The sequence below is a fragment of the Achromobacter sp. genome, from assembly GCF_032102605.1.
GTDB lineage: Bacteria > Pseudomonadota > Gammaproteobacteria > Burkholderiales > Burkholderiaceae_B > Achromobacter.
Map to the genome: position 1 here is coordinate 1 of NZ_DAMDGT010000020.1, position 25,438 is coordinate 25,438.

Sequence of the window (25,438 nt, forward strand, 5' to 3'; positions counted from 1 at the left end):
CGTAGCTTGCTACGGATACCGTCCCGTAGGTGTCAACCTATGCCAGGACGGGTCAGCGGAATCACGAGAAGGACATGTCCGACACGACTTCGAGTGACCGTATCCACAGCACCAGGCCTGTCACGCAGGCGCCCAGGACCAGGGCGCGCAGCCATACTGCAAGCCCGTCCTGCGCCGGCGGCGTGCCGGCGGGCACGTCCTTGGCGTCGACGTCGCCGGTGATGATGGCCCGCACCAGGCGCTTGCGGCGCACCGCCACGTACCAGGTCACGGCCAGCAGATGCAGGGCGACGAGGCCGATGATCACCCATTCATTGAGCTTGTGCCAGGACGTCATGGCGCTGGCGGTGGATTCCGCGACGTGCCCGAACAGGGGGCCTTGCGTCATGATGTCGTCGGTGGTGAAGAGACCGCTGACGGCCTGGAATCCCACGACCAGCAGCAGCGCCATCACGGACAGCGCGCCCAGCGGATTGTGTCCGGCAGGCGCGGCGGCGCCCTTCAGGTACTTGGCCACTGCTGCGGGGCCGCGAAGGAAATGCGCGAACCTGGCGTAGCGTGTGCCGAAGAATCCCCATAGCAGGCGAAAGATAATCAGCCCCAGCGCCGTACAGCCGAAGCGCACGTGCCAGTCCATGTACAGTCCGCCGAGCTTTACGCTGACGAATGCGCCGACGATGCAGACGACGAGCGCCCAGTGGAAGATTCGGGTGGGAAGGTCCCAGATGCGGACCGCGAGACGATTGTTCTGCATGTTGATATCGCCAGGGCAGAGGGGTGCGGGGACTTTATCACGCACAAAGCAAACCGCCGCGTCGTAAGCGCGGCGGTTTTGAGCTTGCTCAGCGAGCGTTGCGGCGTACCGGTTCGATGCGGTGCACGTGTTCGTGGCGGAAGCGGATGTGCTGGCTAGGCGCTTTCTGCGTGGCCACGTTGCACGGTACCGCGTCGGTGGTGTAGGTGGTCGTGCCGTTGATCGGCGCGTTGAAAATGACGGTTGCGCGGATTTCCGGGCCGTTGGCGGGCTTCAGGTAGACGATGTCGCCGATGTGGATGGGCATGTCGTCAAGCTGGGTATGTGCCGGGCGACGGACCAGGTCCGAGGTAGTGAAACGAGTGTTCATGGTGTGTTCTCTAAAGTTCTAGTTATTGGAAAAGCTGCGTCGAGCCATGTTGCGCGAGCGCGGCGGCGATGGCGCCGGGCATTCGCGAGTTGTGCCGTGTCCGCCGGTTTGTATTGGACAGGCATTTCATGACACTAACGCATTGCAGCTGCCGCTCCTTTGCGCATTCTCATGTTTTCGCGCGCCGGATCGGCGGGTGATGCCATCGTTCAGTCCGAGATGGCATGTTTCAGGTTGCTTGGCGCGACAGACGCAAGGCGATCGTCTGAAGAACGAGCTATAGCGAGGGCGCGCGTGCAACCTTAACGGTGCTCAGAGTGGGTTGGCTCTGGCGTTCGCGGCCGTCTTGCCGCAGTGCGTGTTACCGCTGCCGTGGCAGCAGGTCTTGCTGATTGTGGTTGCTTCAAGCCGGATCCGGACTGGCGGATTGGTGAAAGCGCGTATTCCCGAAGGACCCCTGGTTTGCGTTTTTCGCGTTGTACTTCGCAAATGCGAAGGGGCTTTCGGATGGGTAAAAGTCAGATGGGCAAAATCGCTGGCGTTGGGATTTTTACCGCTAGCCTGGGCCCCTGGGCCTTTTACCGCTGACTTATCGCTGGATCTCTTTTCGGCGTTTGGCCTGATTCGTCCGTCTGACTCATTGGCCGCCTGATCCAACCAACGATAATACTGCCAGAAGACTGATTTTGCAAGCAATTTCGCGCGAGTAGGCCAGATCCGGCGTTTTAGCGTTATGGCTGGCCCCGCGCGGGCGCTAACGTCCCCAGGGGATCAGTGTGCAGTCGGACGGGCCTGGCGCTGCGCCTCGATAATCAGGCCCTCAAGTCGGGGCGACATGCGCAGCGCAACCTGGGCGCCAGTCGTACCGTCGGGCTGCGGCAGCGTTTCCAGCGCAAGGACGATGCGCTCATTGTCGAAGGCCTCTGGAGCGGCCTGGATTTCCACGTATCGGTCCAGCAGCGCGTCGACCGCCTTCTGGGCATCCGCCAGCGCTTCTTCCGACAATTGCCCGTTGCCCAGATACTGGTTGACCACCCGCGCCAGGTCGTTCATGAAAAGAAGCAGCGCATTCGCGCCGCGGCAGTCGGGATGGGTGAAGCCCCAGGAATGGGTGGAAGCGTTCTGAGTCATGGGGTGCGCCAATGCAATGTTGCCAAGCGGCCGCCAGCGGCCGAAACCGTGATTTTAGTGGATGCGCGCGCCGCGACAGCCGGTGCGTTCATGGCGCAGGGTCGGCCCTGTGTCAACACGCTTCGATGGCAACAAAATCCGCCCCGCGACGCGATAGACGAACCTACCGGATAATCTGCCCTGAGGGGCCGGCGCCGCCGGCCCGGTAATCCGCGAATCTAAGTGCAAGGAGGATTGCGCATGGGGTGGTTCCGCGCGTGCGTGACGGGCTTGGCGATGGCCTCGATGCTGTTCCTGACGGCCTGCGTCAACAAAGAACCCCAGGAGCGCGCCGCGTTCATACAGTTGCTGCAATCCAGGATGAGCGGCGTCACCCTGGTGCCGATCGGCGTCTTGACCAAGCCCGAAAAAGAGGCGGTGGGCGATTATGCCGATGCCTACGGGGTGATCACCGAATTCCAGGAATCCCTGGCGGAAGCGGCCAAGCCGCTGCGCGACGTGTTGTCCGTCGAAACGATCCGCTCGGTGGGTGAGATCGTGGAGCGCAAGGCCGGGTTCGAGGCCGCCCGCAAAACCCTCGCCAACAGCGCTGCAAAGGTGCAGGATGCGCGCGCCAAGGCGGACAAGGCGCGCGCGGCGCTGACTTTGCCGCCCGAACTGGCGCCCGTCTATGACGGCGTGTATGACGAGGCCGTCACCGCGCCCGCCGCGGAATTGATGGACGCCGCATCCCGAATGGATTCGGTTGCGCGCGACGCGCTGGGCGTGGCGGAATTCGTTGCGGCCCATGCCTCGGACATCCTGCTGGTGGACGGTCAGACGCGCGTGGCGACGCCGACGATCCAGCAGGAATTGAACCTTAGGCTGCAAGGTCTGAATGCGCAGTCCGATGGGCTCGAAGCGGCCCGCGCGACCGTGCTCGAGGCCGCCGGCGCCGGCACGACCGCGCCGTAGTCACGCATGGCGCGCGCCCTCTTGAGCCCCGTGCGGCGGCGCTTTGTACAATGCGGCTCTCGCGGCGTTCGCCGTGTCTTGGACCGACTATGAGTCAATCTTCCAGCGTGCACTACAGAACCTTTCTGCTCCTGCTCGTGGTGGTCACCATCGCGTTCGGCTGGATCTTGTGGCCTTTCTATGGTGCTGTCTTCTGGGGCACCATTCTTGCGATCCTTTTCGCCCCGTTGCAACGCCGCCTGGTGGCCCGAATGGGCGGGCGACGCAATATGGCTTCGCTCATCACCTTGCTGCTGGTGCTGCTGCTGGTGATTCTTCCGTTGATCGTGATCAGCGGCTCGCTGGTGCGCGAAGGCGCGAATCTCTATCAAAGCATCAAGTCCGGCCAGATCAACTTTGGCGCCTATTTCCAGCAAGCGATGGAGGCTTTGCCGCCGTCAGTGCATGCTCTGCTGGCGCGCTTCGACCTGGCCGACATTCCCAGCCTGCAGGAAAAGCTCAGCGCGGGCGCGATGCAGGCCAGCCAGTTCCTTGCCACCCAGGCGCTGAGCATCGGACAGGACACGTTCCAGTTCGTGATCGGCTTCGGCATCATGATGTACCTGCTGTTCTTCCTGTTGCGTGACGGCCCGCAGCTGTCCGCGCGGTTGCGGCGCGCGGTTCCACTGAGCGACACGCACAAGCAGCACCTGTTCCGCAAGTTCACGACCGTGGTGCGCGCCACCGTCAAGGGCAACGTCGCAGTGGCGGCGGCGCAGGGTGCGCTGGGCGGCATCATCTTTTCCATCCTGTCGATCCAGGGCGCGCTGCTGTGGGGAGTGATCATGGGCTTCCTGTCGCTGTTGCCTGCGATTGGCGCAGGCCTGATCTGGGCGCCGGTAGCTGTCTATTTCCTGCTCACGGGCGCGGTGGTCAAGGGCGCCGTGCTGATCGCCTTCGGTGTGCTGGTGATCGGGATGGTCGACAACGTCCTGCGTCCCATCCTGGTGGGCAAGGACACCAAGATGCCGGATTACGTGGTCCTGATTTCCACGTTGGGCGGGATGGCGCTGTTCGGCTTGAACGGTTTTGTCATCGGCCCGCTGATCGCGGCCCTCTTCATGGCCAGCTGGGATCTGTTCTCGCCCGCGGCGGGTGACCCCTCTGCCGTGTCCGAAGACCGTCCAACCCCCGGCAAATAGCCGCCGGCCACGGGCGCCCGCGCCCGGCCAGGTGTATGGTGTAGCAGCGCCGGCTTTTCAAGGCCGGCCTTTCGTGTCAACTCCGCCACACAGGAGCGCGTTGAATATGGAATGGAAACTGCATCGATCGGGCTGGATCGAAGAACGCAACTTCGATATTGAATTCGCCGAGACACCCGAGGGATACCACACCCGGGTGCGCGTCTTCGGATTTCCGATACTCGAAGACACCAGGCATGTGTTTCCCAACGAGGCCCTGGCGGAAAAAGGCGCGCTGACGCTGCTCAAGAGCCAGTTCGCCGGCACTCCCGACCTCGAGGACAAGTAACGCAAAGGCGCCCGGGGCACGATCGCCGTGTTCTGCAATAATTTCCGGATTTCCTTCGTCGCGGAGCGGGGCGCCCGATGGAGAGCAAAGGGAGGCGCATGGGTCCAGGGAGCTGGTGTTGGTGGAACGTCCGCGGGATGCGGATGACGAAACGCGAGCCGCGCCATGGCTGATGGCGAAAGTCGCCCTGACTCGCGCCGCGCGCCGCCACGCCGGTACTCCATGCGCACCGGCCTTCTGGGCCTGGTCTTCGCCTGTATTACGCCGGCACTCATCGTGGCGACGGTTGCGGTGTACGAAAGCTACGTCATCCAGAAGGAAAGGATTTTTCGCGACACCATCTTCCTGGCGCGCAACCTCACGGCGATCCTGGACCGCGAACTTACCGGCGTCGAGGCGGGCCTGCAGATGCTGGCTCCCTCTCCCGACCTGGTCGGCGGCGATCTGGCCGGATTCCATCGGCGCGCGCGGGAAGCCGTGCGTTTCCAGATCGTGGACAGCTACGTCCTGACCAACAAGGAAGGGCGGCAGGTCGTCAACACGCAGGTGCCGTACGGCACTGCGCTGCCGGCCAACGGGGCGCCCGAAGAGCTGATACGCGTATTCCAGTCGCGCATGCCGGTCCTGACGGGCCTGTTCGTCGGTGGCCTGACGCGGGATCCGACGATCGCGCTGGGCGTGCCCGTGGTGCGTGGGGAAGAGGTGGTGTACAGCCTGAACGTGGGGCTTTCCCCCGAGCGCATCGGCAATGTGCTGGGCCGACGGGCATTGCCCGAGGGATGGGTGGCGGCGGTGCTGGACAATTCCGGCACCATCGTCGCCCGGACGCGGGACACTTCCAAGTTCGTGGGTGAGAAGGCAGTGCCTGCGCTGGCGCGCGCCGTCCAGCAGGAAGGCGAGGGTTCGCTCGAAACCATCACCAAGGAAGGCGAACCTGTCTACACCGCGTTCAGCCGATCGGCGCTGTCCGGCTGGACCGTTGCGGCGGGCGCCCCGATGCAGCTGCTGACGACGGACCTGTACCGCTCGATTGCCTGGATCGGCCTTGGCACCTTGTTCGCGTTCGGCTTGGGTCTATGGCTGGCGATCCGCCTTGCAAACCGCCTGACTTCTGCGGTGCAGGGGCTGGTCGCGCCGGCGCTGGCGTTGGGCGAGGGGCGGACGGTGGAACTGCCGGCAACACGCATCAAGGAGGCGCAGGAGGTCGGCGCCGCGATGCTCCAGGCATCGCGCATGTTGGCGCGCGCGCAGCACCTGGCGCATTACGACCCGCTGACCGGACTGTGCAACCGCGTGCTGTTCGGCGAGCTGGTGCTGCGCGAACTGGCGGTGGCGCAGCGCAGCGGCGGGGAGTTTTCCATCCTGGCGATCGACCTGGACGGATTCAAGGCGGTCAATGACATGCACGGTCATGCGGCAGGCGACACCGTGCTGAAGGAAGCGGCCGACCGCATGGCGCGGGCCATCCGCGTATCGGACGTGGCGGCCCGGTTGGGCGGCGACGAATTCGCAGTGCTGCTCCTGGGGGCCAGCCAGGAAAATGCCCGGCAGGTCGCCGAAGCGCTGGTCGAAAGCCTGTCGTTGCCGTATCCCAACGTCCGTGTCGCCGTATCGGCAAGCGTGGGCATGGCGGTGTTTCCCCAATCGGGGGTGACGATGCTGCAGTTGCTCGAGCGCGCGGATGCGGCGTTGTACCGGGCCAAGGGGCGGGGCAAGCGGCGGGTGGCGCTGGATCAATAAGCCTCCCGCCTGGATGCCTGGTCGTCAGATGTCCGGGCGTTGCTGGGGCAGGGCGGTCAGGACTTCGCCCGACCTCAGCCGGTAACGCCTGTCGTCCAGCGCGATGACATGTTCTCCATCGGTGGTCCGGAGGATATAACGCGTGTCGGCCGGCGGCGGCGCGGCTCCGCCCGGGGCATCCGCAAGCAGGAACACCTCTATCCGGTAAAGTCGGCCCGAAACCGTGCTTGCCAGCACGTCGCTCATCCTGCGTGTCGAAATGGCCATGCAGCTATCTCTCCCTTGGGTTTTCGCTAAACTTCCTGCCTTGGCGCCGGGGCGGGCTCGTTGATGAAGCGGCCTTCGGCGGGCAATCGGATACGGTAATGCAATTGACTCCAGGCCGGAATGCGGCCACGACTTTGGGTTTGCTGGCGATTCTGCTTTGGGGCACGGTCGTCGGCCTGATTCGCGGCGTCAGCGAAAACTTCGGCGCCATCGGCGGCGCCGCGCTGATCTATACCGTGGGGGCGATCTTCCTGGTTCTCTTGCTGGGCTTTCCCAAGCTGAGGACCTTTCCCCGGTCGTACCTTGTTGTGGGCAGCATCCTGTTTGTCGCCTATGAAATATGCCTGTCGCTGTCGCTGGGATTCGCCGCCAATCGCGGACAAGCCATCGAGCTGGGCATCGTCAATTACCTGTGGCCATGCTTTACGGTGGTTCTTGCTATTTTGATCAATGGCCAGCGGGCGAGCGCGTGGGTGGCGCCGGGCATCTTGTTGTCGGTGTGCGGCATTGTGTGGGTGGTGGGCGGATCCGGCGGCCTGTCCATCGAACGCACGGTCGCCAATGTGTCGAGCAATCCTCTCAGTTATGGGCTGGCATTCAGTGGCGCCATCATCTGGGCCGTGTACTGCAATGTGACCAAACGCTTTGCCGACGGCAAGAACGGTGTCGTGCTGTTCTTCATGCTGACGGCGGCGGTCCTGTGGGCCAAGTATTTCCTCAGTACGGAGCCTTCCCTCGTGTTCAAAGGGCCCGCCACGATCGAGCTGGCCGTGGCAGGCGGCGCCATGGCGGCCGGCTACGCTTTCTGGAACGTGGGAATCCTGCGAGGAAACCTGACGCTTTTGGCGACCGCGTCGTATTTCACACCGGTGTTCTCCACCTTTTTTGCCGCGTTGTGGCTTTCAACCCCACTGACCTTGGCGTTTTGGCAAGGCGTGGCCATGGTCACCGCCGGCTCGCTGGTGTGCTGGGCGGCAACGCGCGGCAAGCCGTCTCGGAACGGATAGTTCCGAGGCGGGCATTCAGCAGGCGGGAATCACTCGATAAGCATCGTCTGGGCGACGGCGTATCCCAACGGGATCAGCAACAGCGATGCAAAGGTGGAACTGACGATCGCCGCCGATATCTTCAGCAAGGGCTCTGGCCCTGCGCCTTGAATCGTTTGAATCACCAACGCGACGATACCCACAACCATCAAACAGCTCATGAAAACTGCCAAGTAAGTCATGTTGTCTCCGTCCTCGCCTGATTAAGGGGATTCGGCGCCGCTGAGCGGTCTAGATGTTTGTATCGATTGTGCGCCTGTATTGCATAAGTTCGCCCTAGGGTTTTCCTGGCGCAACGTTGGCTTTGTGGTGTATTTGCCTCGGTGTGTGCAGCATGAAATGATGTGCGGGCGCAGCATATTTTTGGCTTTGCAGGGCCGCCGGAAGCCGTCCGGATTGCGCTACGATGGCAACACCACACCATTGAAGAGGCCGCCAGATGCCGCAAGAATTGCGCCCCGGCACGCGCGCCACATTGCAGGTCCGCCAGCTGTCGCCCGGCGAATTCGCATGGATCATCACGCTGCTTGATCCCGAATCCGGAAATGTGCGCAGCACCAATTACTCGCAAAAGCGCTATGGCAGCCTTGACGAGGCCTCGTCCGCGGGCAAGGCAGCCGTCGTTGCGTTTCTAGGCGGTAATTCGCCGGATGCGGATGCGCCCGGTTCCGGGTCTCGGCTCAGGGCCTGAAGCACGCCTGTTCAAGCCTCGTCGAATATCCAGCGCGGCCATCACGCGCTGCGTTCGGCCACTGGGATTGTTCTTAAGTCAGCCGTAGGCACGCGATTTGCTGATTCTCCGGCAAGGCGCGCTTGGCGCCGCTTGAGGAGATGCATCATGTCCCAACCCCCGCATCGTGAGCCCGGCCAGCCGGACGACATTTCGCCGGACGATCCCGCACTGCCGGGTATTTTGCCGGCGGACGATCCCCGTCCGCAGCCGGATCCCGGTCGCCCGGCCTCCAACCCCGACACCGTCGATCCCACCCCGCCCGCGCCGGACCCCCGCGCTCCGGGCACCATCGACCTGGCTTGAACGCGCGTTTCGCGCCGCGATTTCCATCTGACCCAAGGAGGTTTCCATGCGCTCAATCTTGCTTTGGCTGCTTGGCGTACCCATCCCCATCATCATCCTGCTGGCGCTGTTCTGGCATTGACCCCTTCGTTCACCGCCATGGCGCCGCGCAAGCGCGGCCACATATGACAAGGAATAAGGATCGATCATGGAAAATTCGTCTTCATTGAGCCACCCCTACGCCGATGGCGTGCCCCCACGCGAATCCGCGATTTCCGCCGTCTCGTGGGCAGCGGTGTTCGCCGGCGCGGTGATTGCCGCCGCGCTGTCCCTGGCGCTGTTCGCGGGCGGCACGGGCCTGGGCTTTTTATCTGTTTCGCCGTGGGGCGACGAGGGCGTGTCCGCCCCGGCCATCGGCATCGGCATCATCGTCTGGATGCTGTTTACGCAGATCGTGTCGTACGGCATCGGCGGCTACGTCGCCGGCCGGCTGCGCACCAAGTGGGTGGACGTGCACTCGGACGAGGTCTATTTCCGCGACACCGCGCATGGCTTCCTGGTGTGGGCGCTGAGCGCCGTCGTCAGTGCGGCGCTGTTGGGTTCCGCTCTGGCGTCCATGGCATCGGGCGCGGCCAAGGCCGGCGCTTCGGTGGCGGCGGGGGCGGGCACGGCTGCTACGGCGGCCGCTGCGTCGGGGGCAAGCGGGGGCGGCATGGAACGGGCCACCGATTACTTCACCGATACCTTGATGCGCTCGGACCGTCCCGAAGCCGCGGACGATCCGGAAGCCGCCCGCGCCGAAGTGGGCCGCATCGTGGCGATGAGCCTCACCCGCGGCGACATGACGCCGGAAGACCGTGAATACGTGGCGAAGGTGGTGGCGGCCCAGACGGGCGTCGAGCCCGCCGCGGCGCAACGCCGCGTGGACCAGGCCATCCAGAATGCCAAGAAGGCTGCCGACGATGCCAAGCAGAAGGCCAAGGAGGCGGCCGACACGGCCAGAAAGGCCGCTGCCGCATTTGCACTGTGGGGCTTTGCCTCCATGCTGATCGGCGCATTCGTGGCCAGCCTGGCTGCAACCTGGGGCGGCCGTCGCCGCGACACGCTGCATAGGGTGGTCTGAGGCGGGGGTTGAAAGCGGCAAAGGGGCTAGAAGCATCAAGCGCCTTTGCTGCCTGCCTTTGCTGCCTAATAGTGCCGCCTAAATTGCCGCCTGAAAGGCTCGGGGTTCGATGGCTCGATTCCCCACCGCGCCATAGAAGGATCCGATGCACGCGGAACGCCCAAAGCAAAAGGCCTGCACCGTGCGCGGGCCTTTTAAGTTCTTTGGAGGCGCATCCCTGATTCGAACAGGGGATCTGCGGATTATGATTCAGTTCGATTGAACCGCATTGGACCACCATTGCAATCAAAGACTTAGGGCGTCCGGTGCTCGCTATAAATTAGCTGTGTTTCGCTATGGCGTTGACGCTATGTTGACAGCCTGATAGCAACTGAAGATCTCCGCTTCTCGATGCAGAGCCGGGATTGACGCGGGTAAGACGGCTGATCGGCGCCGAATGAGCTTTTCGTCACAACGGATTCACGTTCCTGAAGCCCAATCGCTCGTGCAAAGCAAATGCGGTGGTATCTCATCTATCGCCGCTTCCAGCCCTAGTACATCCCAAAGGTGTTCCCAGCCGCCGGTCGAATAGCGCACCACCACAACATCCGCGTCCCATTTTTCTAACCACTCCCGAACCCAAGCCACATCTTTTGATAGAGCATCCTCAAAGTCTCCTGCAAATATTGTGGCTCTACGCATTGTTCAATTCCTTGAGCTGCAGTGGGAGTTCAGTCCTACGGTCTATTCCTTGGTTCTGCGTCCGGCGTTTTTCTGCTCAATGGTACGGTCCGGCTCAGATACCAGTTCTTTGGTCAAGGAATTCAGTTCCTTGCTGTGATAGAGATCTAAGCACTTCAAGAAGTCAAACCGCACACCCTTTACCTCTGCCTCAACCAAGGGGTTGAAATAGTTGCGAGATAAGTAGCTGTGAATTAGGGGAGAAATGGCGTCTGGGTGCTTTTCCATATCGTAGTAGCTCCAATCGCGCAAAGCGCTGATCGAACTGCCAACGTCTTTGGCTACCTCATCGGAACCCTTGTAGGCCGTCGTGAGGCATGTCGCTAACACCAAGTCCTTGTAGTTTTGAGCGTAGCTACGCTTATAGGCTTGGGGGGAATTTGTATCTTCTGCATGTGCTGTACCTAGGCACAAAGCGATAATTGTTGCGAGGGGCAGGAGTCGGCCTTTTATACGAATTTTCACGGCAAGCTCCAAAAATGGGCCCGGTCCGTGCGATAAGTCGCGCTAGGCTCGTTGAAGTAGCATGCGTCGTAGCATGCACTGCCATTGAAGAGCGTCGCGTGGCCCAGAGCGTTGTTCCAGCCCGATACTTCAAACAGGATCAACCCTTTCTTCCCGGCCAACGATCCGCCGCCGGTTGGTGGATACTTTACGATCTCAGCCTTTCCCCAACTCCGTGTCAAAAAGGCTATGACGTCGGGGACGCGGAAGAAGTATTGAAGACCGTCGCCTCCAGTAACGGTTTGCTTGAGAATTTTCGGTACCCGCGTACCGGAGTGGTTCAGGATAAAGCTCATACGCACTGCGCATGTGTTGTCCATCGCTGGTTGGGATCGGGGTTGTTGATGTTCACTGCGACCAACCCACCGACTACCTTGGCAACATGCGCCTTGGTGTCTCCGGGGTCATAAATACGCTGTGATGCTGCCCATGCTTGCGCGAAAGTTGGCCTTGCCATTGTGTTGTCCTTTGACGTCTTAAGTTCTAGAGTCGATATGGACAAAGGCTAATGGCTGGGGCCTCTACTGGCTTTAGGTATTGTCTGATGGCGCGGGATGATGATGCGTGTGCTCCCGCGCCAAGTACACGCAATCCATCCGCAATGCGCGAGCCGTGGTACACGGGCACGTGACGCTGACCAAGATGGCGCAGCTGGGGGGGGTGTACTACAAGTTGGGCAACGTGTACCACATCGACACGGGAGGGTGGCTAATGAGTGGCACATTCACGCTGCTCGATTGCAGACATTGAAGGTCTCCCGATGAGTAGGCGTGCCTCGGGCGTAAAGTCAGCCTAGAGCGTCGTCGGCGCTTTAAAGCCGCGCACCGCCGTTGACGTTCGGTTGACAGATCGCAGACCAAAAACGAAAACGCCACCTGCGCAGGTGGCGTTAATGTCCTGATTTCTCAGAGAATTCTTTGGTGGCGCATCCCTGATTCGAACAGGGGACCTGCGGATTATGATTCCGTCGCTCTAACCGGCTGAGCTAATGCGCCAACTTCCTGTTGTTTCACCGCTTGTGTTGCTAAGCGCTGATCAACGAAGAACGAAATTCTAGCACGAAGTTTTTTGGATGTGCAAGTGGTCGCGCACTACGTGGCGGCAAGCACGCTCAGGCATCCCGGGCGAGCCGGATGCCGGAAAACTGCCACCTCGCTTCGGCGGGGAAGAAATTTCGGTAGGTCGGACGGATGTGGTCGCGGGGTGTTGCGCAGGAGCCGCCTCGCAGGACGTATTGATTGCACATGAACTTGCCGTTGTATTCGCCGACGGCGCCGGCGCTCGGCTGGAATCCGGGATACGCGTCGTAGGAGCTGGACGTCCACTCCCACGCATCGCCGAAAAGCTGGACCGGACCGCCGTGGTCGTCGCGCGAAGGGGCGGGCCGCGGATCCAGGTGGCCGTTTTCCAGCATGTTGGCGCGTGCCGAAAAGGTGCCGTCGGCCGATTGGCTGGCGGCGTGCTCCCATTCGGCTTCGCGCGGCAATCGCGCGCCGGCCCAACGGGCGTAAGCGTCGGCTTCGAAATAGCTGATGTGAGTCACGGGGGCCTGCGGTTCAAGCGCTTGCAGGCCGCGCAGCGTGAAGACCTGCCATTCGTCGGCGGCGCCTTCCCAGTACAGGGGTGCGCGCCAGCCTTGAGCGCACACCATGTCCCATCCAAGGGACAGCCACAGTTCGGGGCGCGTGTAGCCCCCGTCCTGCATGAACTCAAGGTACTCGTGCCGGGTCACCAGACGGTCGGCCAGGTGGAAAGGAAGCAGCAGCACGTCGTGGGCGGGGCCTTCGTTGTCGAAGCCGAATTCACGACCGTCATGTCCGATCCGCGCGATGCCGCCCTCATAGTGCGTCCATCCCGCAGGCGTCGCGGGCGGCAGGGCGGGCGGGCCGGGCGCCACATAGGCGGGCTTCAGCGGATTGGCCGAAAGCATGTGCTTGACGTCCGTCAGGATCAATTCCTGATGCTGCTGTTCGTGGTTCAGTCCCAGTTCGAGCAACGCGTCGAAGGTTGCATCATTGCCTCCCAGCCGCGATATCAGCGCATGCATCGCATCGTCCACGTGCTGGCGGTATCGCAGCACTTCGGACAGGGGAGGGCGCGACAGCAGGCCCCTCTGCGGACGTGGGTGCTTGTCGCCGATGGCGTTGTAGTAGGAGTTGAACAGCATCCGATACTGCGGATGGAAAGGCGTGCTGGACGGCTCGAAGCGCGCCAGCAGAAAGGTTTCGAAGAACCAGGTCGTGTGCGCCAGATGCCATTTGACCGGACTGCAGTCCGGCATCGATTGCACCTGGCAATCTTCCGGACTCAGCGGAGCCGCCAGCCCCGTCGTCGTGGAGCGTACGGCGTCGTACCGGTCGTGCTGTCCGGCCTGTCCGCTGGCATAAGGCCCGATGGCGGGATGGGTCAGCAGGCATGCGGGGTCCATGGCGATCCTCCTGTGGCGTCGTGGGTGGTCCCGCGTCAGGCGCGGGCGCTGAAAACCGAAAACCAGCCGCGCGTATCCGACCAATGTTCGATGTCGTGATAACCCGCGCTATGCAGCAGGTCGCTGAACGCCTGGGGAGTGAACTTGTACGAATTCTCTGTGTGAATGCGCTCACCTTGCTTGAATTCGCGATGGCCGCCAGGCCAGGACACGCGCAGCGCGCGCTGCGCCTCCAGGTGCATTTCCACGCGCGATAGTTCGCTGTTGAAAATGGCCACGTGGCGCCAATCGTCCACCTCGAAGTCGCTCTCCAGGACTGCGTTCACGTGTCGCAGCAGGTTCAGGTTGAATGCCGCAGTCAGGTGCAGCGCGTCGTCATAGGCGGGTTCGAGCACGCTTCTGGACTTGACGCGGTCCACGCCCACCAGCAGCCCGCCGTCCGGGCACGCCGCGCGTATCCGTCGCAGCATCTCGAACGCATCGTCCGGGCCCAGGTTGCCGATGCTGGAACCGGGGTAGAAAAACAGTCGCCGTTGCTGGGGGATATCGTCGGGCAGAGCCAATTCGCGCGAGAAATCCTGGCCCACTGACGTGATCCGCATGTCGGGATACGAGAGCTTGAGCCTTCGTACCGCGGCCTCTAGATAATCGGCGGAGATATCGACCGGGACGTAGTGGCTTGGGCGCAGGCTGGAAAAAAGACGCTCGGCCTTGACGCAATCTCCCGCGCCCAGATCCACCAGCGCCTGCACCGGCCCGATGTGCCGCGCGATGTCGCCTCCATGGCGCTGGAAAATTTCGTCCTCGCACCGCGTCGGGTAGTACTCGGGCAACTGTGTGATGGCGGTGAAGAGCGAAGAGCCCAATGCGTCGTACAGGAACTTCGGGTCGATGTGAGCGGGCCTGTCCAGCAGGCCATCACGAAGCTCGATCTGTTCGGCGCTGGGGCTCTGCGGCTCGGTAGACAGGAACTCGGGCGCGACAGCGGCAAGTAGTGCGGAAGGAGAAACCATGCGTTCAGTTCCTTTTTGGGGCGGTTGAAGCGCATTGCAAAGACCTATTTTGGCGGTTGAGGGGGTTTGGGTGTCAAGCGCCAAGCCTCTGAATGCAATGGATTTTTACGAAATCGAAAATGCGTGCGGGCTGCTCTTTTGCGTGGGTTGCCCGCCCGCGACGCATGGGCCAACGCCAATGCTCAGCAAGTTTCGGTCCGCTGAAATATCGGTTTACGGCTAGTTGCGAAAGCTCGGGCAGTTTGCGAGGGATGCTGTTCACAATGGGGCTTCAGCCAAGCGGGGCGACGCCCTGCGTCCCCGGGCAATGTTGCGATGCATCAGGCGGCGTTGCGGGGCGGCTCAATTGAAAAGGAGCGACCATGAATCGAAAGCACCAGCGCGCTGAAATGGCTTTGCATCGTGAGCGGGTGAACGACAGCTTTCACGAGCTGCTCGCCGGAACGGAAGACCTTTTGCGGTCGACGGCTTCGTACACGGGCTCCGAAATCGAAGCGGCGCGCGCGCGACTGAAGCGACAGCTCGCGGACGCGCGCGGATCGGCGGGAGAGTGGGAGGGCATCGCCCGTGAGCGTGCCCGGCGCGCCTCCGCTTACGCGGACGAATACGTGCATGAACACGCCTGGAAGTCGGTCGGGGTGGCTGCATTGGTGGGCGCCGTCCTCGGCTGCTTCCTGGTTTCGGGTAGCCGTCGCTAAAGGCGCATCATGAGTCCGTGTCCGGCCTTGAGCCGGTTCGGGCCGCACCTTGGCTTGCAGGCATGGATGGTCGGCGCACGCCGGTGGGCGCGCGCTGTCCTGCTGGCCTGCGCGGCGTCCACGTTGGCCGCTTGCGCGAGCGTGCCGGACGCGCAGGAACGCCAGGCGCGCGCGGCGCAGGCGGGTCTGTCGGCCGACGCTGCACAGGAAAGCTACCGGCGCGGCCAAGGCATTGCAGCGGATCCGCAGACCCCAAAGGATGATTTTCTTGCGCGCCATCTTGCCGTGGAGCAGGCGGTCAGCGGCGCACCGCTGGTCAAGGGCAACAGCGTTCGCTTGCTGGCGGACGGCCCCAGCACATACCAGGCAATGCTGCAGGCCATCGGCCAGGCGCGGCGGTACGTCCACATGGAAACGTACATATTCGACGACGATGCCGAGGGCGCGCGATTCGCGGATGCCCTGATCGCGGCGCGCAACCGAGGCGCCGAGGTGTCGTTGATGGTCGACGCCGTGGGCACGATCAAGACGCCAGACGACCTTTTTCAGCGCTTGCGCGATGCGGGTGTCCAGGTCGCGGTCTTCAATCCGGTCAATCCAGCCCGCGCGCGCGCCGGCTGGTCTCCCAACCAGCGCAATCACCGCAAGGTGCTGGTCGTGGACGGCAAGGTCGGATTCCTGGGCGGCATCAACGTCAGCAGCGTCTACGAGTCGTCTTCGCTTTCAGGCGGGCGGGGTTCCGGATCCGGATCCGGTTCGGGTGGAAAAGGCGGCGGTCAGGCGGGCGACCCGCCCGAGGACGCCAAATCCGCGCCGTGGCGCGACACGCACCTGCGTATAGAAGGCCCGGCGGTCGCGCAGCTGGAGCAGGTGCTGCAGGCCGGCTGGGCGTCGCAGGCCAAAGAACCCATCAAGGGCGGCGACTCTTACGTCGCGCCGCCCAAGGGTGACACCAGCGTGCGCATCCTGGCCAACCAGCCCGATCGCAGCGACGGCTACACGGTCTATCTCACGTTGATGTCGGCCTTCGAAAGTGCGCAGAAGTCCATCCACATCACGATGGCCTACTTCGTGCCGGACCCTGCGTTCATCGAAGTGCTGGAAGCGGCCGCGCGGCGCGGCGTGGACGTGGTGCTGGTATTGCCGGGTTTCAGCGATTCTTCCCTGGTGTTCCACGCAGGCCGCTCGCATTACACAGGCCTGTTGGACGCGGGGGTCAAGATCTATGAACGGCGCGACGCCTTGCTGCATGCCAAGACGGCGGTGGTCGATGGCGTCTGGTCCACGGTGGGATCCAGCAATTTGGACTGGCGCAGCTTTGCGTTGAACTACGAGATCAACGCGGTGGTGCTGGGACCTGAATTCGCTGGCGAAATGGAAGCGCTGTTCCAGCGCGACGTCGCCGACGCCGTGCAGATCACGCCCGAGGCCTGGAAGGACCGCGGCGTGGACGACCGCTTCATGGAGTCGTTTTCCCGCATGTTTGAACGCTGGCTGTAGAGGGTGCTCAACGGCCCGCCCGGGCGCGGGCCGTTGAACCCGGTTCAGGCGCGGCCCGCGGCGGGCGTCGCCAGGGCGTGTTCCCGAGCCAGCGCAGTCGTGATGTCGTGCGTGGGCTGGAACGACTGGGCCTGCGCCATCGCCCAGCCGGCGCGAAACACCTGATGCCTGAACTCTCCGCGCAGCAGTTCACCGGGAGCGAGCTCGGGAAACAGCGCGGACAGCAGCCGGATTTCACTGGAAGAGATGCGTCGCGCGATATGGTGGGGGCGCAATTGGCCGGGATGGGTCAGTCCCGCTGCCGCCAGGAGTTCCGCCAGCGCGTGCAATGTGTTCTTGTGGAAGTTGGCCACGCGTTGCGCCTTGTCGGGCACCACGAGCGCGCGTTGGCGCAAGGGATCCTGCGTAGTGACGCCGGTGGGGCATTTGCCCGTATGGCAGGCTTGGGCCTGGATGCAGCCGATGGCGAACATAAAGCCGCGCGCGGCGTTGCACCAGTCGGCGCCCATCGCCATCACGCGGGCCATGTCGAACGCGGTGATGATCTTGCCCGATGCGCCCAGCTTGATGCGGTCGCGCAGATTCACGCCGATCAGCGTGTTGTGAACCAGCCGCAGCGCCTCGCGCAGCGGTGTGCCGACATGGTCCACGAATTCCACCGGGGCCGCGCCCGTGCCGCCTTCCGCGCCGTCCACCACGATGAAGTCCGGCGTGATGCCGGTTTCCAGCATCGCCTTGACAATGGCGAACCATTCCCAGGGATGCCCTACGCAGAACTTGAAACCCACGGGTTTGCCGCCGGAAAGCTCGCGCAGCCGCGCCACGAATTTCATCAGGCCGATCGGGCTGTCGAACGCCGAATGGCTTGCCGGCGAGTTGCAGTCCTGCCACGGGGCCACGCCTCGCGCTTCGGCGATTTCCAGCGTCACCTTGCCTGCAGGCAGGATGCCGCCGTGGCCGGGCTTGGCTCCCTGCGACAGCTTGATTTCGATCATCTTGACCTGTGGCGTACAGGCGTTGCGGACGAACGCCTCTTCCGAGAAAGCGCCTTGTTCGTCGCGGCAGCCGAAGTAGCCTGAACCAATGTTCCACACGAGGCTGCCGCCCGGCTGGCGGTGATAGCGGCTGATGCCGCCTTCGCCGGTATCGTGCGCGAAGTCACCTTGCCGCGCCCCTTCGTTCAGGGCAAGGACGGCGTTCGCCGACAGCGCACCGAAGCTCATTGCCGACACGTTGAACACGGACATGGAATAGGGCTGCTTGCACTCGGGGCCGCCCACCGTGACTCGAAAGTCGATGTCGTTGATGTGCGAGGGCGACATCGAATGATTGATCCATTCGTAGCGGTCTCCATAGACATCTTCCTGGGTGCCGAAAGGGCGCTTGTCGATCTCGCGCTTGGCGCGCTGGTAGACGATGGAGCGCTGGGCCCGCGAGAATGGCGCGGCCTGGGTGTCGTCTTCCAGGAAGTACTGGCGGATCTCGGGGCGGATGAACTCGAAGAGGAAGCGCAGATTCCCCAGCACCGGATAGTTGCGGCGGATGGCGTGGCGGGTCTGGATCACGTCGTAAATGCCAAGCGCGCTCAAAAGCGCCAACGGCACGGCGGCGGCCAACCACCACAGGGATAAGGTCGCCGCAAGTACCGCCGTGATTGCCGTGGCAGCCAGGGTCAATAAAAAGGCCGAGTACCGGCCGGCTATCCACATCATGTCCATCTCCGTGTTTCGGAATGGAGCAACCATACACCAGCGTGGCCGACTGGCGGATGAATTGAAAGCGGCCGGCGTGCTCGGCCTTGCCGGTGCGGCGGCGGCGTATTTCATGGGAGAAACCGCGCGCTGGCTGGCGTTGCGGGTCGAAAAAAAGGCCTCCTGAAGTCAGGAGGCCATTCGTGGAACTCTGTTTTTCAGCAGCTGGACGCCGGCGGCGTCTTTTCCACCGCCAGGCCAAAGAGCGGACGCAGACGCACGCCAAACGCGCTACCCGCGAACGCGGCCGGCAACCACAGCCACGCATGCAGGCTGCCCGACAGGATGCCGCTGAAGTAGGCGCCGATATTGCACCCGAAGGCCAGGCGCGCTCCGTAGCCCAGCAGCAATCCGCCGATGACGGCGCCCGCCAGCGAGCGAGCCGGCACCTTCCAGACGGGGGCGAACTTGCCTGCGGCGCTGGCGGCGGCAAGCGCGCCCAGCATCAAGCCGATATCCATGACGGTGGTGACGTCCTGGCGCAGCGGCGCGGCCAGCGAAGGCTGCTTGGCCCAATAGGCCCAGGTGGCCACATCGCCGCCCGTTGCGTCCAACGCCTTGGCGCCCCACAGCGCGAATGCGGACGTGATGCCCCACGGGCGTCCGGCCAACGCCAGTGTGGCGAAGTTGAGCACCACCAGCGCCACACCGCCCCAGATGAGCGGCCAGGGGCCTTGCAGCAGCGAGGCGGGGCGAGCGGTGCGCGACGCGAAGGAAATCACGTGGCCGTGACGGCGCTTTTCCAGTGCGGTGGCGGCCCACGCGATCAGGCAGAACACCGCGAGGTTGGCGATGAGCGCCGGAGCTAGGCCCCAAGTCTTGATCAGCGACGTGGGCGCCAGCGCCGGCAGGTTGGACCACCAGCCGAAATTGGCGGTTGCGATCACCGAGCCCACGATGAAGAACAGCAGCGTCACCACCATCCGCGTATTGCCGCCGCCGACGGCGAACAGCGTTCCCGACGCGCATCCGCCGCCAAGCTGCATGCCGATGCCGAACAGGAAGGCGCCCAGCACGACCGACACGCCCGGGGGGGACACGAATCCGCTGACGGGCTGGCCAAACAGGGTGCCGGCGGCAAGGAACGGGAAGAACAGCAACACGCCCACGCCCAGCATGAACATCTGCGCGCGCAGCCCCGCGCCACGGCGGTCAGACACGAACACCCGCCACGCCTGCGTGAAACCGAAAGAGGCGTGGTAGAGCGTCACGCCAAGCAAGGCGCCGATCACCCACAGCGCGCCCTGCCGCCAGCTGACGGTCTGATGCAGGTACAGCGCGCCGGCCAGCACCAGCAGCACGGCGATCCAGAGCGGCTTGCGGTTGATCTGGATGGCGGGCAGGCCTGAGGGCAAAGGTAGGGAGGAAGCGTTGGCGCTCATGGCAATCCGGGAGTCAAAAAGTCTTAAATGCAAACGGGTGCGTAGTCGCACCCGTGGGAATAGCCGTCAGTCTAAAGTGGCGTTTAAATTTCTCAAACCACTTATTCGTGCTTCATAAATAACTAGAAGTTATATATAGCCACGTTTTCGTTTACTGCAGCCGCCACGCCAGGGCGGCCAACGTCAGCAGCAGCACGGGCAGCGTCAACACGATGCCGACCTTGAAGTAGTAGCCCCAGGTGATGCGCAAACCCTTGCGCGCCAGCACGTGCAGCCAGAGCAGGGTGGCCAGGCTGCCGATGGGCGTGATCTTCGGGCCAAGGTCGCTGCCGATGATGTTGGCGTAGATCATCGCGTCCCTGACGGGCCCCGTGGCGCTGGTATCCGCGATGGACAGCGCGCCGATCAGGACGGTCGGCAGGTTGTTCATGATGGATGACAGGAAGGCCGTGATGAGGCCGGTGCCCATGGCTGCGCCCCACACGCCATGTTCCGCAAAGCGATCCAGCACTTGGGCCAGATGGGCTGTCAGGCCGGCATTGCGCAGGCCGTAGACCACCAGGTACATGCCCAGCGAGAAGATCACGATATGCCAGGGCGCCTCCCGCATGATGCGACGCGTTCCAACCACGTGTTGGCGGCCCGCGATCAGCAGCAGGCCGATCGCGCCGGCGGCCGCGATCGCGCTGACCGGAATGCCCATCGGTTCCAGGATGAAAAACCCCGCCAGCAGCAGGCCCAGGACCACCCAGCCCGCGCGAAACGTGATGTGGTCGCGGATGGCTGAGGCAGGGGCCGGCAACTGGTTCACGTCATAGCGCGGCGGGATGCTGCGGTGAAAGAACAGCAGCAGCACGGCCAGCGTCGAGCCCACCGCCACCATATTCACGGGCAGCATGATGGACGCGTATTCCCCGAAGCCGATGCCGAAGAAATCGGCCGACACGATGTTCACCAGATTGGATACGATGAGGGCGATGCTGCCGGTATCCGCAATGAAACCCGCAGCCATGACGAAGGCCAGCGACGCCCCGGGGCCGAAGCCAAGGGCCAGCAGCATTTCCATCACGATGGGCGTCAGGATCAACGCGGCGCCGTCGTTGGCGAACAGGGCGGAGACGGCGGCGCCCAGCAAGACGATCAGGACGAACAGCAGCCTTCCGCGTCCACCGCCCCAGCGCGCAACATGCAGCGCCGACCATTCGAAGAAACCCGCTTCGTCCAGGATCAGGCTGGTGACGATGATGGCGATGAATGTCGCCGTGGCGTTCCAGACGATCCGCCAGACGTCGGCGATATCGGCCAGGTGGACGACGCCGGTCGCCAAGGCAAGGCCGGCGCCCAGCACGGCGCTCCAGCCAATCGACAGGCCCCTGGGTTGCCAGATGACCAGCGTGATGGTGAATACGAATATGGCGGAGGCAAGCAGCATGGTGGGGCTTCAGGAGATCGGATGGGCGCTGATCCACGCCACCAGAAGACTGACGGTGAGCACCGAGGCGACGGTGCTCACCAGAATGGCGCGGGACGTCACTCGGGCGTCGCGGCCGTACATCTTGGCTAGCATGAAAGGCCCCGTGCCGATGGGAAGCGCGCTCATGAGCACGGCGGTCCAGGCCCAAATCGGCGGCATGGAAAAGACATAGAAGGCGAGCACCGCCGTGGCGGCCGGCTGCAGCAGCAGCTTGCCCGTCACCAGGCGCAGCACGCCGGGGCCCGAAGTGGAGGTTTCCGTCTGCGCCAGGAACAGGCCGATGGTCACCAGCGCGCAGGGGCTGGCGGACGCGCCAAGCAAGGACACGTAGCGGTCCACGCCTTCGGGAAGGGGCAGTCCGGTGGCGGCCCAAGCTACTCCCAGGACCGGGGCGGCCAACAGCGGATTGCGGATCAACGCCCGGCCAACCTTGAGCAGTGTCGACGCGAGGTTGGGCGTCTGCTGGCGATCGAACTCAATAAGCGCGATCGCAAATCCGAAGAGCACGCTGGCCGTGAGCAGGGTGGTGAAGGTGGCGGGCGCCAGGCTTTCCGCGCCCAGCAGCGCCAGGCAGAGCGGGATGCCCATGTAGCCGGCATTGGCGTAGGACGCCGCCAGGCCTTCGATACTGCGATCGGTCAGTGACTGCGATCCGCGCTTGCCCAGCAGGAAGGACGCCAGGAACGTGATGGCGATGCCGCCCGCGAACGCGCCGACGAATCCCCAGTGCGCCATATGGGCCAGGTCGACCTGCGTCATGGCGCGAAACAGCAGTGCGGGCAACGACAGGTAGACCACGTAGCGGTTCAGCGCGTCGGTCGCGCCGGGCCCCAGGATGCGCCAGCGGGCCGCCAGCCAGCCGGTCAGGATCAGCGCAAAGACCGGCAGGGCGGCGGTGACGACGGCGTTCATGGGAAATGGGCGGGGGGCGGAAAGGCGCTCATTCTACTTGGGTGAGGCGTTAGCCTTGCGGGTCACGAGCAGGATGCCCAGGGCCGCCAATCCCATTCCGGGCCAGGCCAGCACGGGAATGGGTTCGCCCAGGATCACGAGCGCGATGACGGCCGTGCAGGGCGGCACCAGGAAGAACAGCGCGGACACGCGCGAGGCTTCGCCGTAGCGGATCATGGTCAGCAGCAGCGTGATGGCCACCAGGGAATTTCCCACGACAAGGTAGGCCAGCGAGCCCAGCAGCGGACCGGTCCATTCAATGTGCATCGGTTCCAGCCAGAACGCCAGCGGCGCGGACACCGCAAACCCGACGCCGTACTGGACCAGGTTCGACGTGACAGGGTGGACCTGCACGCCGAAGCGCTTTTCGTACAAGGTTCCCCCGGTGATGCAGAGCAAGGCCGCGACCGCGAACAGCAGCCCCAGCGGCTCCAGCACATCGATCGATGCCTTCGCCACGATGACGAGGGCAGCGCCGGTCACGCCCAGCGCCAGGCCGGCCCAGCGCCGCGCATCGACACGTTCGTGCGCGAACACGGGCGCCAGCAATCCGACCAGGATGGGTTGCAGCGATGTGATCAGCGCCACGCCGCCCGCGGACATTCCCTGTTTGAGCGAAAGATAGGTGAAGCAGAAGTAGCCTGCCTGCAACAGCAGGCCAACCATGGCCAGGTGCCCCCACGCACGGGCGCCGGCGGGCAGGGGCGGTCGCAGGGCGAGCAGCAGGGGAGTCAGGATGAGCACTACGCACGCGTAGCGCAGCGCCAGGAACGTCAGCGGATCGGCATAGGCCAGGCCCACTTTGAGCACGACGAAGCCGCTGGACCAGAGCACGAGAAAGAGCGCGGGCGCGATCTTCAACCAGGCGGGAGGAGCGGCAGGCGGCATGGCGGCACACAGGCGTCGGAGGCAAGCCGCGATCGTACCCCGTTTCGCGTCTTCTTCATCCCTGGGAAAATGCGGCGTAGGATTCAGTTATTCATTTGCTGCAACGTAGGGGAAGGATATGTCGGTCACTAAACAAGCAACGGTGCGTATCGCTTTGGGAACGTGGGATCGCCTGCGCGAAGACGCCTATTCCGTTCGCCACGAGGTATTCGTGGTCGAACAAAAGGTGCCGCCCGAAATCGAACTGGACGACGACGATGCCGTCTCCGTGCATGCCGTGGCCTATGGGCCCGATGGCGCGCCGATGGGAACGGGGCGCCTGCTGCCCGACGGCCACATCGGCCGGATGGCCGTGCACAGGAAAGCGCGAGGCATGGGCGTGGGCGGCCAGTTGCTGGACGCGCTGATCGGCCAGGGGCACGGCGACGGCCACCGCATGCTGGTATTGCATGCCCAGACGCATGCCGCCGGTTTCTATGAAGCCCATGGTTTCAAGGCAGAGGGCGAGGAATTCGTCGAAGCGGGCATTCCGCACGTCGTAATGACGCGCGTGCTGAAGTAGGCTGGGGGCGCGACGCCTCGCTGCAATAGGCTGGCAGCGGGGCGCTTGTATTTCGGAGGCTTGTTTTCAGGTGCTTCCCGGGTGCTTGCCTCGGGGATGCTTGTCTTCACGCACTGGATGCAGGGGCAGTGGGCGCACTGGAGTTGGAAGTTGTGTCGCTGAAGCGGGAGCCCGACAAACCTGCGCGCTCAGCCGCCGGAAAAGAAAAAACCCCGGACGCTTTCGCGAACGGGGTTTTTCTTGGCGCATCACGACAGGTACCTCGTGATGTAATAATTGGTGCCCAGGAGAGGACTCGAACCTCCACACCTTGCGGCACACGGACCTGAACCGTGCGCGTCTACCAATTCCGCCACCTGGGCGCTGGTGCTTCACATTTTGCGTCGCTTTCGCGTCGTTTCTTGTTCAGCAGCAGAGGAACGAGATTATGCATACTTTTTTTGAAGTGTGCAAGTCGTTCTGCATTTTTTTCACTTTTTTTTGTTCGGGCCGCTTTCGATATAGTGTCGCCCATGTCCCGAGCCATCTGTACGCGCTGCCTGCGTCCGCAATCGCACTGCCTGTGCGCCCTCATTCCCGCTTTGTCTTGCCGCACGCGCGTCGTGGTGTTGCAGCATCCCAGCGAATCTCGCCATGCCTTGAACACAGCCCGGCTTGCAGTGCTGGGTCTTGCCGGCGCACGACGCGTGGTGGGTGAGTACTTTTCCGAAACCGAATGGTCCGAGCCCGGTCACGCGGTCCGTTTGCTGTTTCCCGGCGAGGGCGCCGATGTCCTGACGCCAGGCTATGGGCAGGATCTGGACACGCCGATCCGGTTGATCGTGCCGGACGGCACCTGGGGGCATGCACGCAAGCTGCTGCACATCAATCCGGCGCTGGCCGCGCTGCCGCGCGTGATGCTGCCGGCCGGCCTGACTACCCGCTACCGTGTCCGCCATGCCGACGTGCCAGGCGCGCTGTCCACCATCGAGGCGGTGACCCACGCCTTGAACGCGATCGAGGCGCCTCGCAATTTCGATGCGCTGCTCGCGCCATTCGAAGCGCTGATCGATGGGCAGATCGAAGGAATGGGTACGGATCTTTATGCGCGTCATCACCTGAATCGAAAGGTGCCTTGGCGATAAAAGGGCAGGGGGTGGGGTTGGGGAATCAGGTGCTGCGGCGCCGATCGGCGATGACAGAATGAAAATCCGGCGCGCAAACCAGGCCTGTCGCTTAATGCCAATCCGATGCACAGGGCCAGCCTGGTACCCAAGGCCAATCTGGTACACAAGGTCATCTGGCACGCAAAGCCAATCGGGCGCACAAAGCAAAAACCCCGGAAATCATTCGATTTCCGGGGTTTTTAACCTTTGCCATCAAGCCAGTTCAAAACTGCCTTGATATAAATTCCGTGGTGCCCAGGAGAGGACTCGAACCTCCACACCTTGCGGCACACGGACCTGAACCGTGCGCGTCTACCAATTCCGCCACCTGGGCACTGAAAGATACTGTCAGAGCTATGTGCTACCCTGCCGTCAGTCGCATCGCTGTAGTTTTCAACAGCTGCCGTTCAACATATTCAACCAATCGGCTGAAAACAAATCGTTGAACTAAACCATGCGTCTAAGTGCAGTTGGTTTTACAATGGGTTTTTAACGCGGGTCTTTCAAACAACC

General features: G+C 63.1%; 28 protein-coding genes and 3 tRNA genes. 13 read left to right on the forward strand and 18 right to left on the reverse strand.

Annotation, left to right across the window (positions count from 1 at the left end; translation table 11 throughout):
* Positions 1-61 precede the first annotated feature (61 nt).
* From RT614_RS26945 to RT614_RS26955, 3 genes are all read right to left on the reverse strand, one after another.
* On the reverse strand, positions 62-754 hold the full coding sequence (locus RT614_RS26945) for a cytochrome b/b6 domain-containing protein (protein ID WP_313625442.1): 693 nt from the start codon (positions 752-754) through the stop codon (positions 62-64).
* A gap of 88 nt (positions 755-842) precedes the next feature.
* The gene (locus tag RT614_RS26950; protein ID WP_313625444.1) at positions 843-1,124 is read right to left on the reverse strand and encodes a hypothetical protein; all 282 of its coding nucleotides are present in this window, start codon (positions 1,122-1,124) and stop codon (positions 843-845) included.
* Positions 1,125-1,895: 771 nt separating this feature from the next.
* On the reverse strand, positions 1,896-2,255 hold the full coding sequence (locus tag RT614_RS26955; RefSeq protein ID WP_313625446.1) for a hypothetical protein: 360 nt from the start codon (positions 2,253-2,255) through the stop codon (positions 1,896-1,898).
* Positions 2,256-2,495: 240 nt separating this feature from the next.
* On the opposite strand from RT614_RS26955, the gene RT614_RS26960 reads away from it, so the two are divergent.
* The 4 genes from RT614_RS26960 (at position 2,496) to RT614_RS26975 (ending at position 6,458) form a co-directional block, all read left to right on the forward strand.
* A complete protein-coding gene (locus RT614_RS26960) occupies positions 2,496-3,209 on the forward strand; it encodes a DUF3053 family protein (protein ID WP_313625448.1) in 714 nt (237 codons plus the stop codon).
* Positions 3,210-3,298: 89 nt separating this feature from the next.
* Entirely contained in the window at positions 3,299-4,390 is a 1,092-nt protein-coding gene (locus RT614_RS26965) for an AI-2E family transporter (protein WP_313625450.1), read from the forward strand.
* A gap of 106 nt (positions 4,391-4,496) precedes the next feature.
* Complete coding sequence (locus tag RT614_RS26970) at positions 4,497-4,718, forward strand: hypothetical protein (protein ID WP_313625452.1); 222 nt, start codon at positions 4,497-4,499, stop codon at positions 4,716-4,718.
* Positions 4,719-4,883: 165 nt separating this feature from the next.
* Positions 4,884-6,458 (forward strand): diguanylate cyclase, encoded by a 1,575-nt coding sequence (locus RT614_RS26975; protein WP_409558524.1) that lies wholly within the window; start codon positions 4,884-4,886, stop codon positions 6,456-6,458.
* A gap of 24 nt (positions 6,459-6,482) precedes the next feature.
* On the opposite strand, the gene RT614_RS26980 is transcribed toward RT614_RS26975, so the two are convergent.
* On the reverse strand, positions 6,483-6,725 hold the full coding sequence (locus RT614_RS26980) for a 6-phosphofructokinase (protein WP_313625456.1): 243 nt from the start codon (positions 6,723-6,725) through the stop codon (positions 6,483-6,485).
* A 98-nt stretch (positions 6,726-6,823) separates the two neighbouring features.
* On the opposite strand from RT614_RS26980, the gene yddG reads away from it, so the two are divergent.
* Positions 6,824-7,732 (forward strand): aromatic amino acid DMT transporter YddG, encoded by a 909-nt coding sequence (yddG, locus tag RT614_RS26985; RefSeq protein WP_313625554.1) that lies wholly within the window; start codon positions 6,824-6,826, stop codon positions 7,730-7,732.
* A 29-nt stretch (positions 7,733-7,761) separates the two neighbouring features.
* On the opposite strand, the gene RT614_RS26990 is transcribed toward yddG, so the two are convergent.
* On the reverse strand, positions 7,762-7,953 hold the full coding sequence (locus tag RT614_RS26990; RefSeq protein WP_313625457.1) for a hypothetical protein: 192 nt from the start codon (positions 7,951-7,953) through the stop codon (positions 7,762-7,764).
* Between the two features lie 257 nt (positions 7,954-8,210).
* Between RT614_RS26990 and RT614_RS26995 the strand changes: the two genes are divergently transcribed.
* From RT614_RS26995 to RT614_RS27005, 3 genes are all read left to right on the forward strand, one after another.
* Positions 8,211-8,462: a hypothetical protein gene (locus tag RT614_RS26995; protein ID WP_313625458.1), complete on the forward strand. Its 252-nt coding sequence runs from the start codon at positions 8,211-8,213 to the stop codon at positions 8,460-8,462.
* Positions 8,463-8,609: 147 nt separating this feature from the next.
* Complete coding sequence (locus RT614_RS27000; protein WP_313625460.1) at positions 8,610-8,807, forward strand: hypothetical protein; 198 nt, start codon at positions 8,610-8,612, stop codon at positions 8,805-8,807.
* A gap of 187 nt (positions 8,808-8,994) precedes the next feature.
* Positions 8,995-9,909: a hypothetical protein gene (locus RT614_RS27005; RefSeq protein ID WP_313625462.1), complete on the forward strand. Its 915-nt coding sequence runs from the start codon at positions 8,995-8,997 to the stop codon at positions 9,907-9,909.
* Positions 9,910-10,368: 459 nt separating this feature from the next.
* Here RT614_RS27005 and RT614_RS27010 read toward each other — a convergent pair whose 3' ends face one another.
* From RT614_RS27010 to egtD, 6 genes are all read right to left on the reverse strand, one after another.
* Positions 10,369-10,590, reverse strand: coding sequence for a hypothetical protein (locus RT614_RS27010; protein ID WP_313625464.1), 222 nt, complete (start codon positions 10,588-10,590; stop codon positions 10,369-10,371).
* Between the two features lie 42 nt (positions 10,591-10,632).
* The gene (locus RT614_RS27015) at positions 10,633-11,094 is read right to left on the reverse strand and encodes a type VI secretion system amidase immunity protein Tai4 (RefSeq protein WP_409558525.1); all 462 of its coding nucleotides are present in this window, start codon (positions 11,092-11,094) and stop codon (positions 10,633-10,635) included.
* Complete coding sequence (locus RT614_RS27020) at positions 11,091-11,429, reverse strand: T6SS effector amidase Tae4 family protein (RefSeq protein ID WP_313625466.1); 339 nt, start codon at positions 11,427-11,429, stop codon at positions 11,091-11,093. Before RT614_RS27020 ends, RT614_RS27015 begins: the two co-directional genes overlap by 4 nt.
* A gap of 622 nt (positions 11,430-12,051) precedes the next feature.
* Positions 12,052-12,128: transfer RNA gene (locus RT614_RS27025), tRNA-Met, on the reverse strand.
* A gap of 116 nt (positions 12,129-12,244) precedes the next feature.
* Complete coding sequence (gene egtB, locus RT614_RS27030; RefSeq protein ID WP_313625467.1) at positions 12,245-13,561, reverse strand: ergothioneine biosynthesis protein EgtB; 1,317 nt, start codon at positions 13,559-13,561, stop codon at positions 12,245-12,247.
* A gap of 35 nt (positions 13,562-13,596) precedes the next feature.
* The gene (gene egtD / locus RT614_RS27035; protein WP_313625468.1) at positions 13,597-14,574 is read right to left on the reverse strand and encodes an L-histidine N(alpha)-methyltransferase; all 978 of its coding nucleotides are present in this window, start codon (positions 14,572-14,574) and stop codon (positions 13,597-13,599) included.
* A 362-nt stretch (positions 14,575-14,936) separates the two neighbouring features.
* Here egtD and RT614_RS27040 point away from each other — a divergent pair, with 362 nt between their 5' ends.
* Entirely contained in the window at positions 14,937-15,272 is a 336-nt protein-coding gene (locus tag RT614_RS27040) for a glycine zipper domain-containing protein (protein ID WP_313625469.1), read from the forward strand.
* A gap of 66 nt (positions 15,273-15,338) precedes the next feature.
* Positions 15,339-16,772, forward strand: a complete 1,434-nt coding sequence (locus tag RT614_RS27045; RefSeq protein WP_313625470.1) for a phospholipase D-like domain-containing protein — start codon at positions 15,339-15,341, stop codon at positions 16,770-16,772.
* Between the two features lie 44 nt (positions 16,773-16,816).
* Here the strand turns inward: RT614_RS27045 and RT614_RS27050 are convergent, their stop codons facing one another.
* Positions 16,817-18,448, reverse strand: coding sequence for an FMN-binding glutamate synthase family protein (locus tag RT614_RS27050; RefSeq protein WP_313625557.1), 1,632 nt, complete (start codon positions 18,446-18,448; stop codon positions 16,817-16,819).
* Here RT614_RS27050 and RT614_RS27055 point away from each other — a divergent pair.
* Complete coding sequence (locus RT614_RS27055) at positions 18,345-18,650, forward strand: hypothetical protein (RefSeq protein ID WP_313625565.1); 306 nt, start codon at positions 18,345-18,347, stop codon at positions 18,648-18,650. The two genes, RT614_RS27050 and RT614_RS27055, sit on opposite strands and share 104 nt — an antisense overlap.
* 31 nt (positions 18,651-18,681) lie before the next feature.
* Here RT614_RS27055 and RT614_RS27060 read toward each other — a convergent pair whose 3' ends face one another.
* The 4 genes from RT614_RS27060 to RT614_RS27075 all read right to left on the reverse strand — a co-directional run bounded on the left by RT614_RS27060 (position 18,682) and on the right by RT614_RS27075 (position 23,218).
* Complete coding sequence (locus tag RT614_RS27060) at positions 18,682-19,905, reverse strand: YeeE/YedE family protein (RefSeq protein ID WP_313625472.1); 1,224 nt, start codon at positions 19,903-19,905, stop codon at positions 18,682-18,684.
* A 151-nt stretch (positions 19,906-20,056) separates the two neighbouring features.
* Positions 20,057-21,337 carry an arsenic transporter gene (locus tag RT614_RS27065; protein WP_313625474.1) on the reverse strand — a complete coding sequence of 427 codons (1,281 nt, stop codon included), beginning with the start codon at positions 21,335-21,337 and terminating at the stop codon, positions 20,057-20,059.
* 9 nt (positions 21,338-21,346) lie between these two features.
* A complete protein-coding gene (locus tag RT614_RS27070; RefSeq protein WP_313625475.1) occupies positions 21,347-22,291 on the reverse strand; it encodes an AEC family transporter in 945 nt (314 codons plus the stop codon).
* 33 nt (positions 22,292-22,324) lie between these two features.
* On the reverse strand, positions 22,325-23,218 hold the full coding sequence (locus tag RT614_RS27075; RefSeq protein WP_313625476.1) for a DMT family transporter: 894 nt from the start codon (positions 23,216-23,218) through the stop codon (positions 22,325-22,327).
* 118 nt (positions 23,219-23,336) lie between these two features.
* Between RT614_RS27075 and RT614_RS27080 the strand changes: the two genes are divergently transcribed.
* Positions 23,337-23,780 (forward strand): GNAT family N-acetyltransferase, encoded by a 444-nt coding sequence (locus tag RT614_RS27080; RefSeq protein WP_313625477.1) that lies wholly within the window; start codon positions 23,337-23,339, stop codon positions 23,778-23,780.
* A gap of 277 nt (positions 23,781-24,057) precedes the next feature.
* Here RT614_RS27080 and RT614_RS27085 read toward each other — a convergent pair.
* Positions 24,058-24,142 (reverse strand) — tRNA-Leu (locus RT614_RS27085).
* Positions 24,143-24,292: 150 nt separating this feature from the next.
* Between RT614_RS27085 and RT614_RS27090 the strand changes: the two genes are divergently transcribed.
* A complete protein-coding gene (locus tag RT614_RS27090) occupies positions 24,293-24,904 on the forward strand; it encodes a DTW domain-containing protein (RefSeq protein ID WP_313625478.1) in 612 nt (203 codons plus the stop codon).
* A 270-nt stretch (positions 24,905-25,174) separates the two neighbouring features.
* On the opposite strand, the gene RT614_RS27095 is transcribed toward RT614_RS27090, so the two are convergent.
* Positions 25,175-25,259: transfer RNA gene (locus RT614_RS27095), tRNA-Leu, on the reverse strand.
* Between the last annotated feature and the right edge of the window lie 179 nt (positions 25,260-25,438).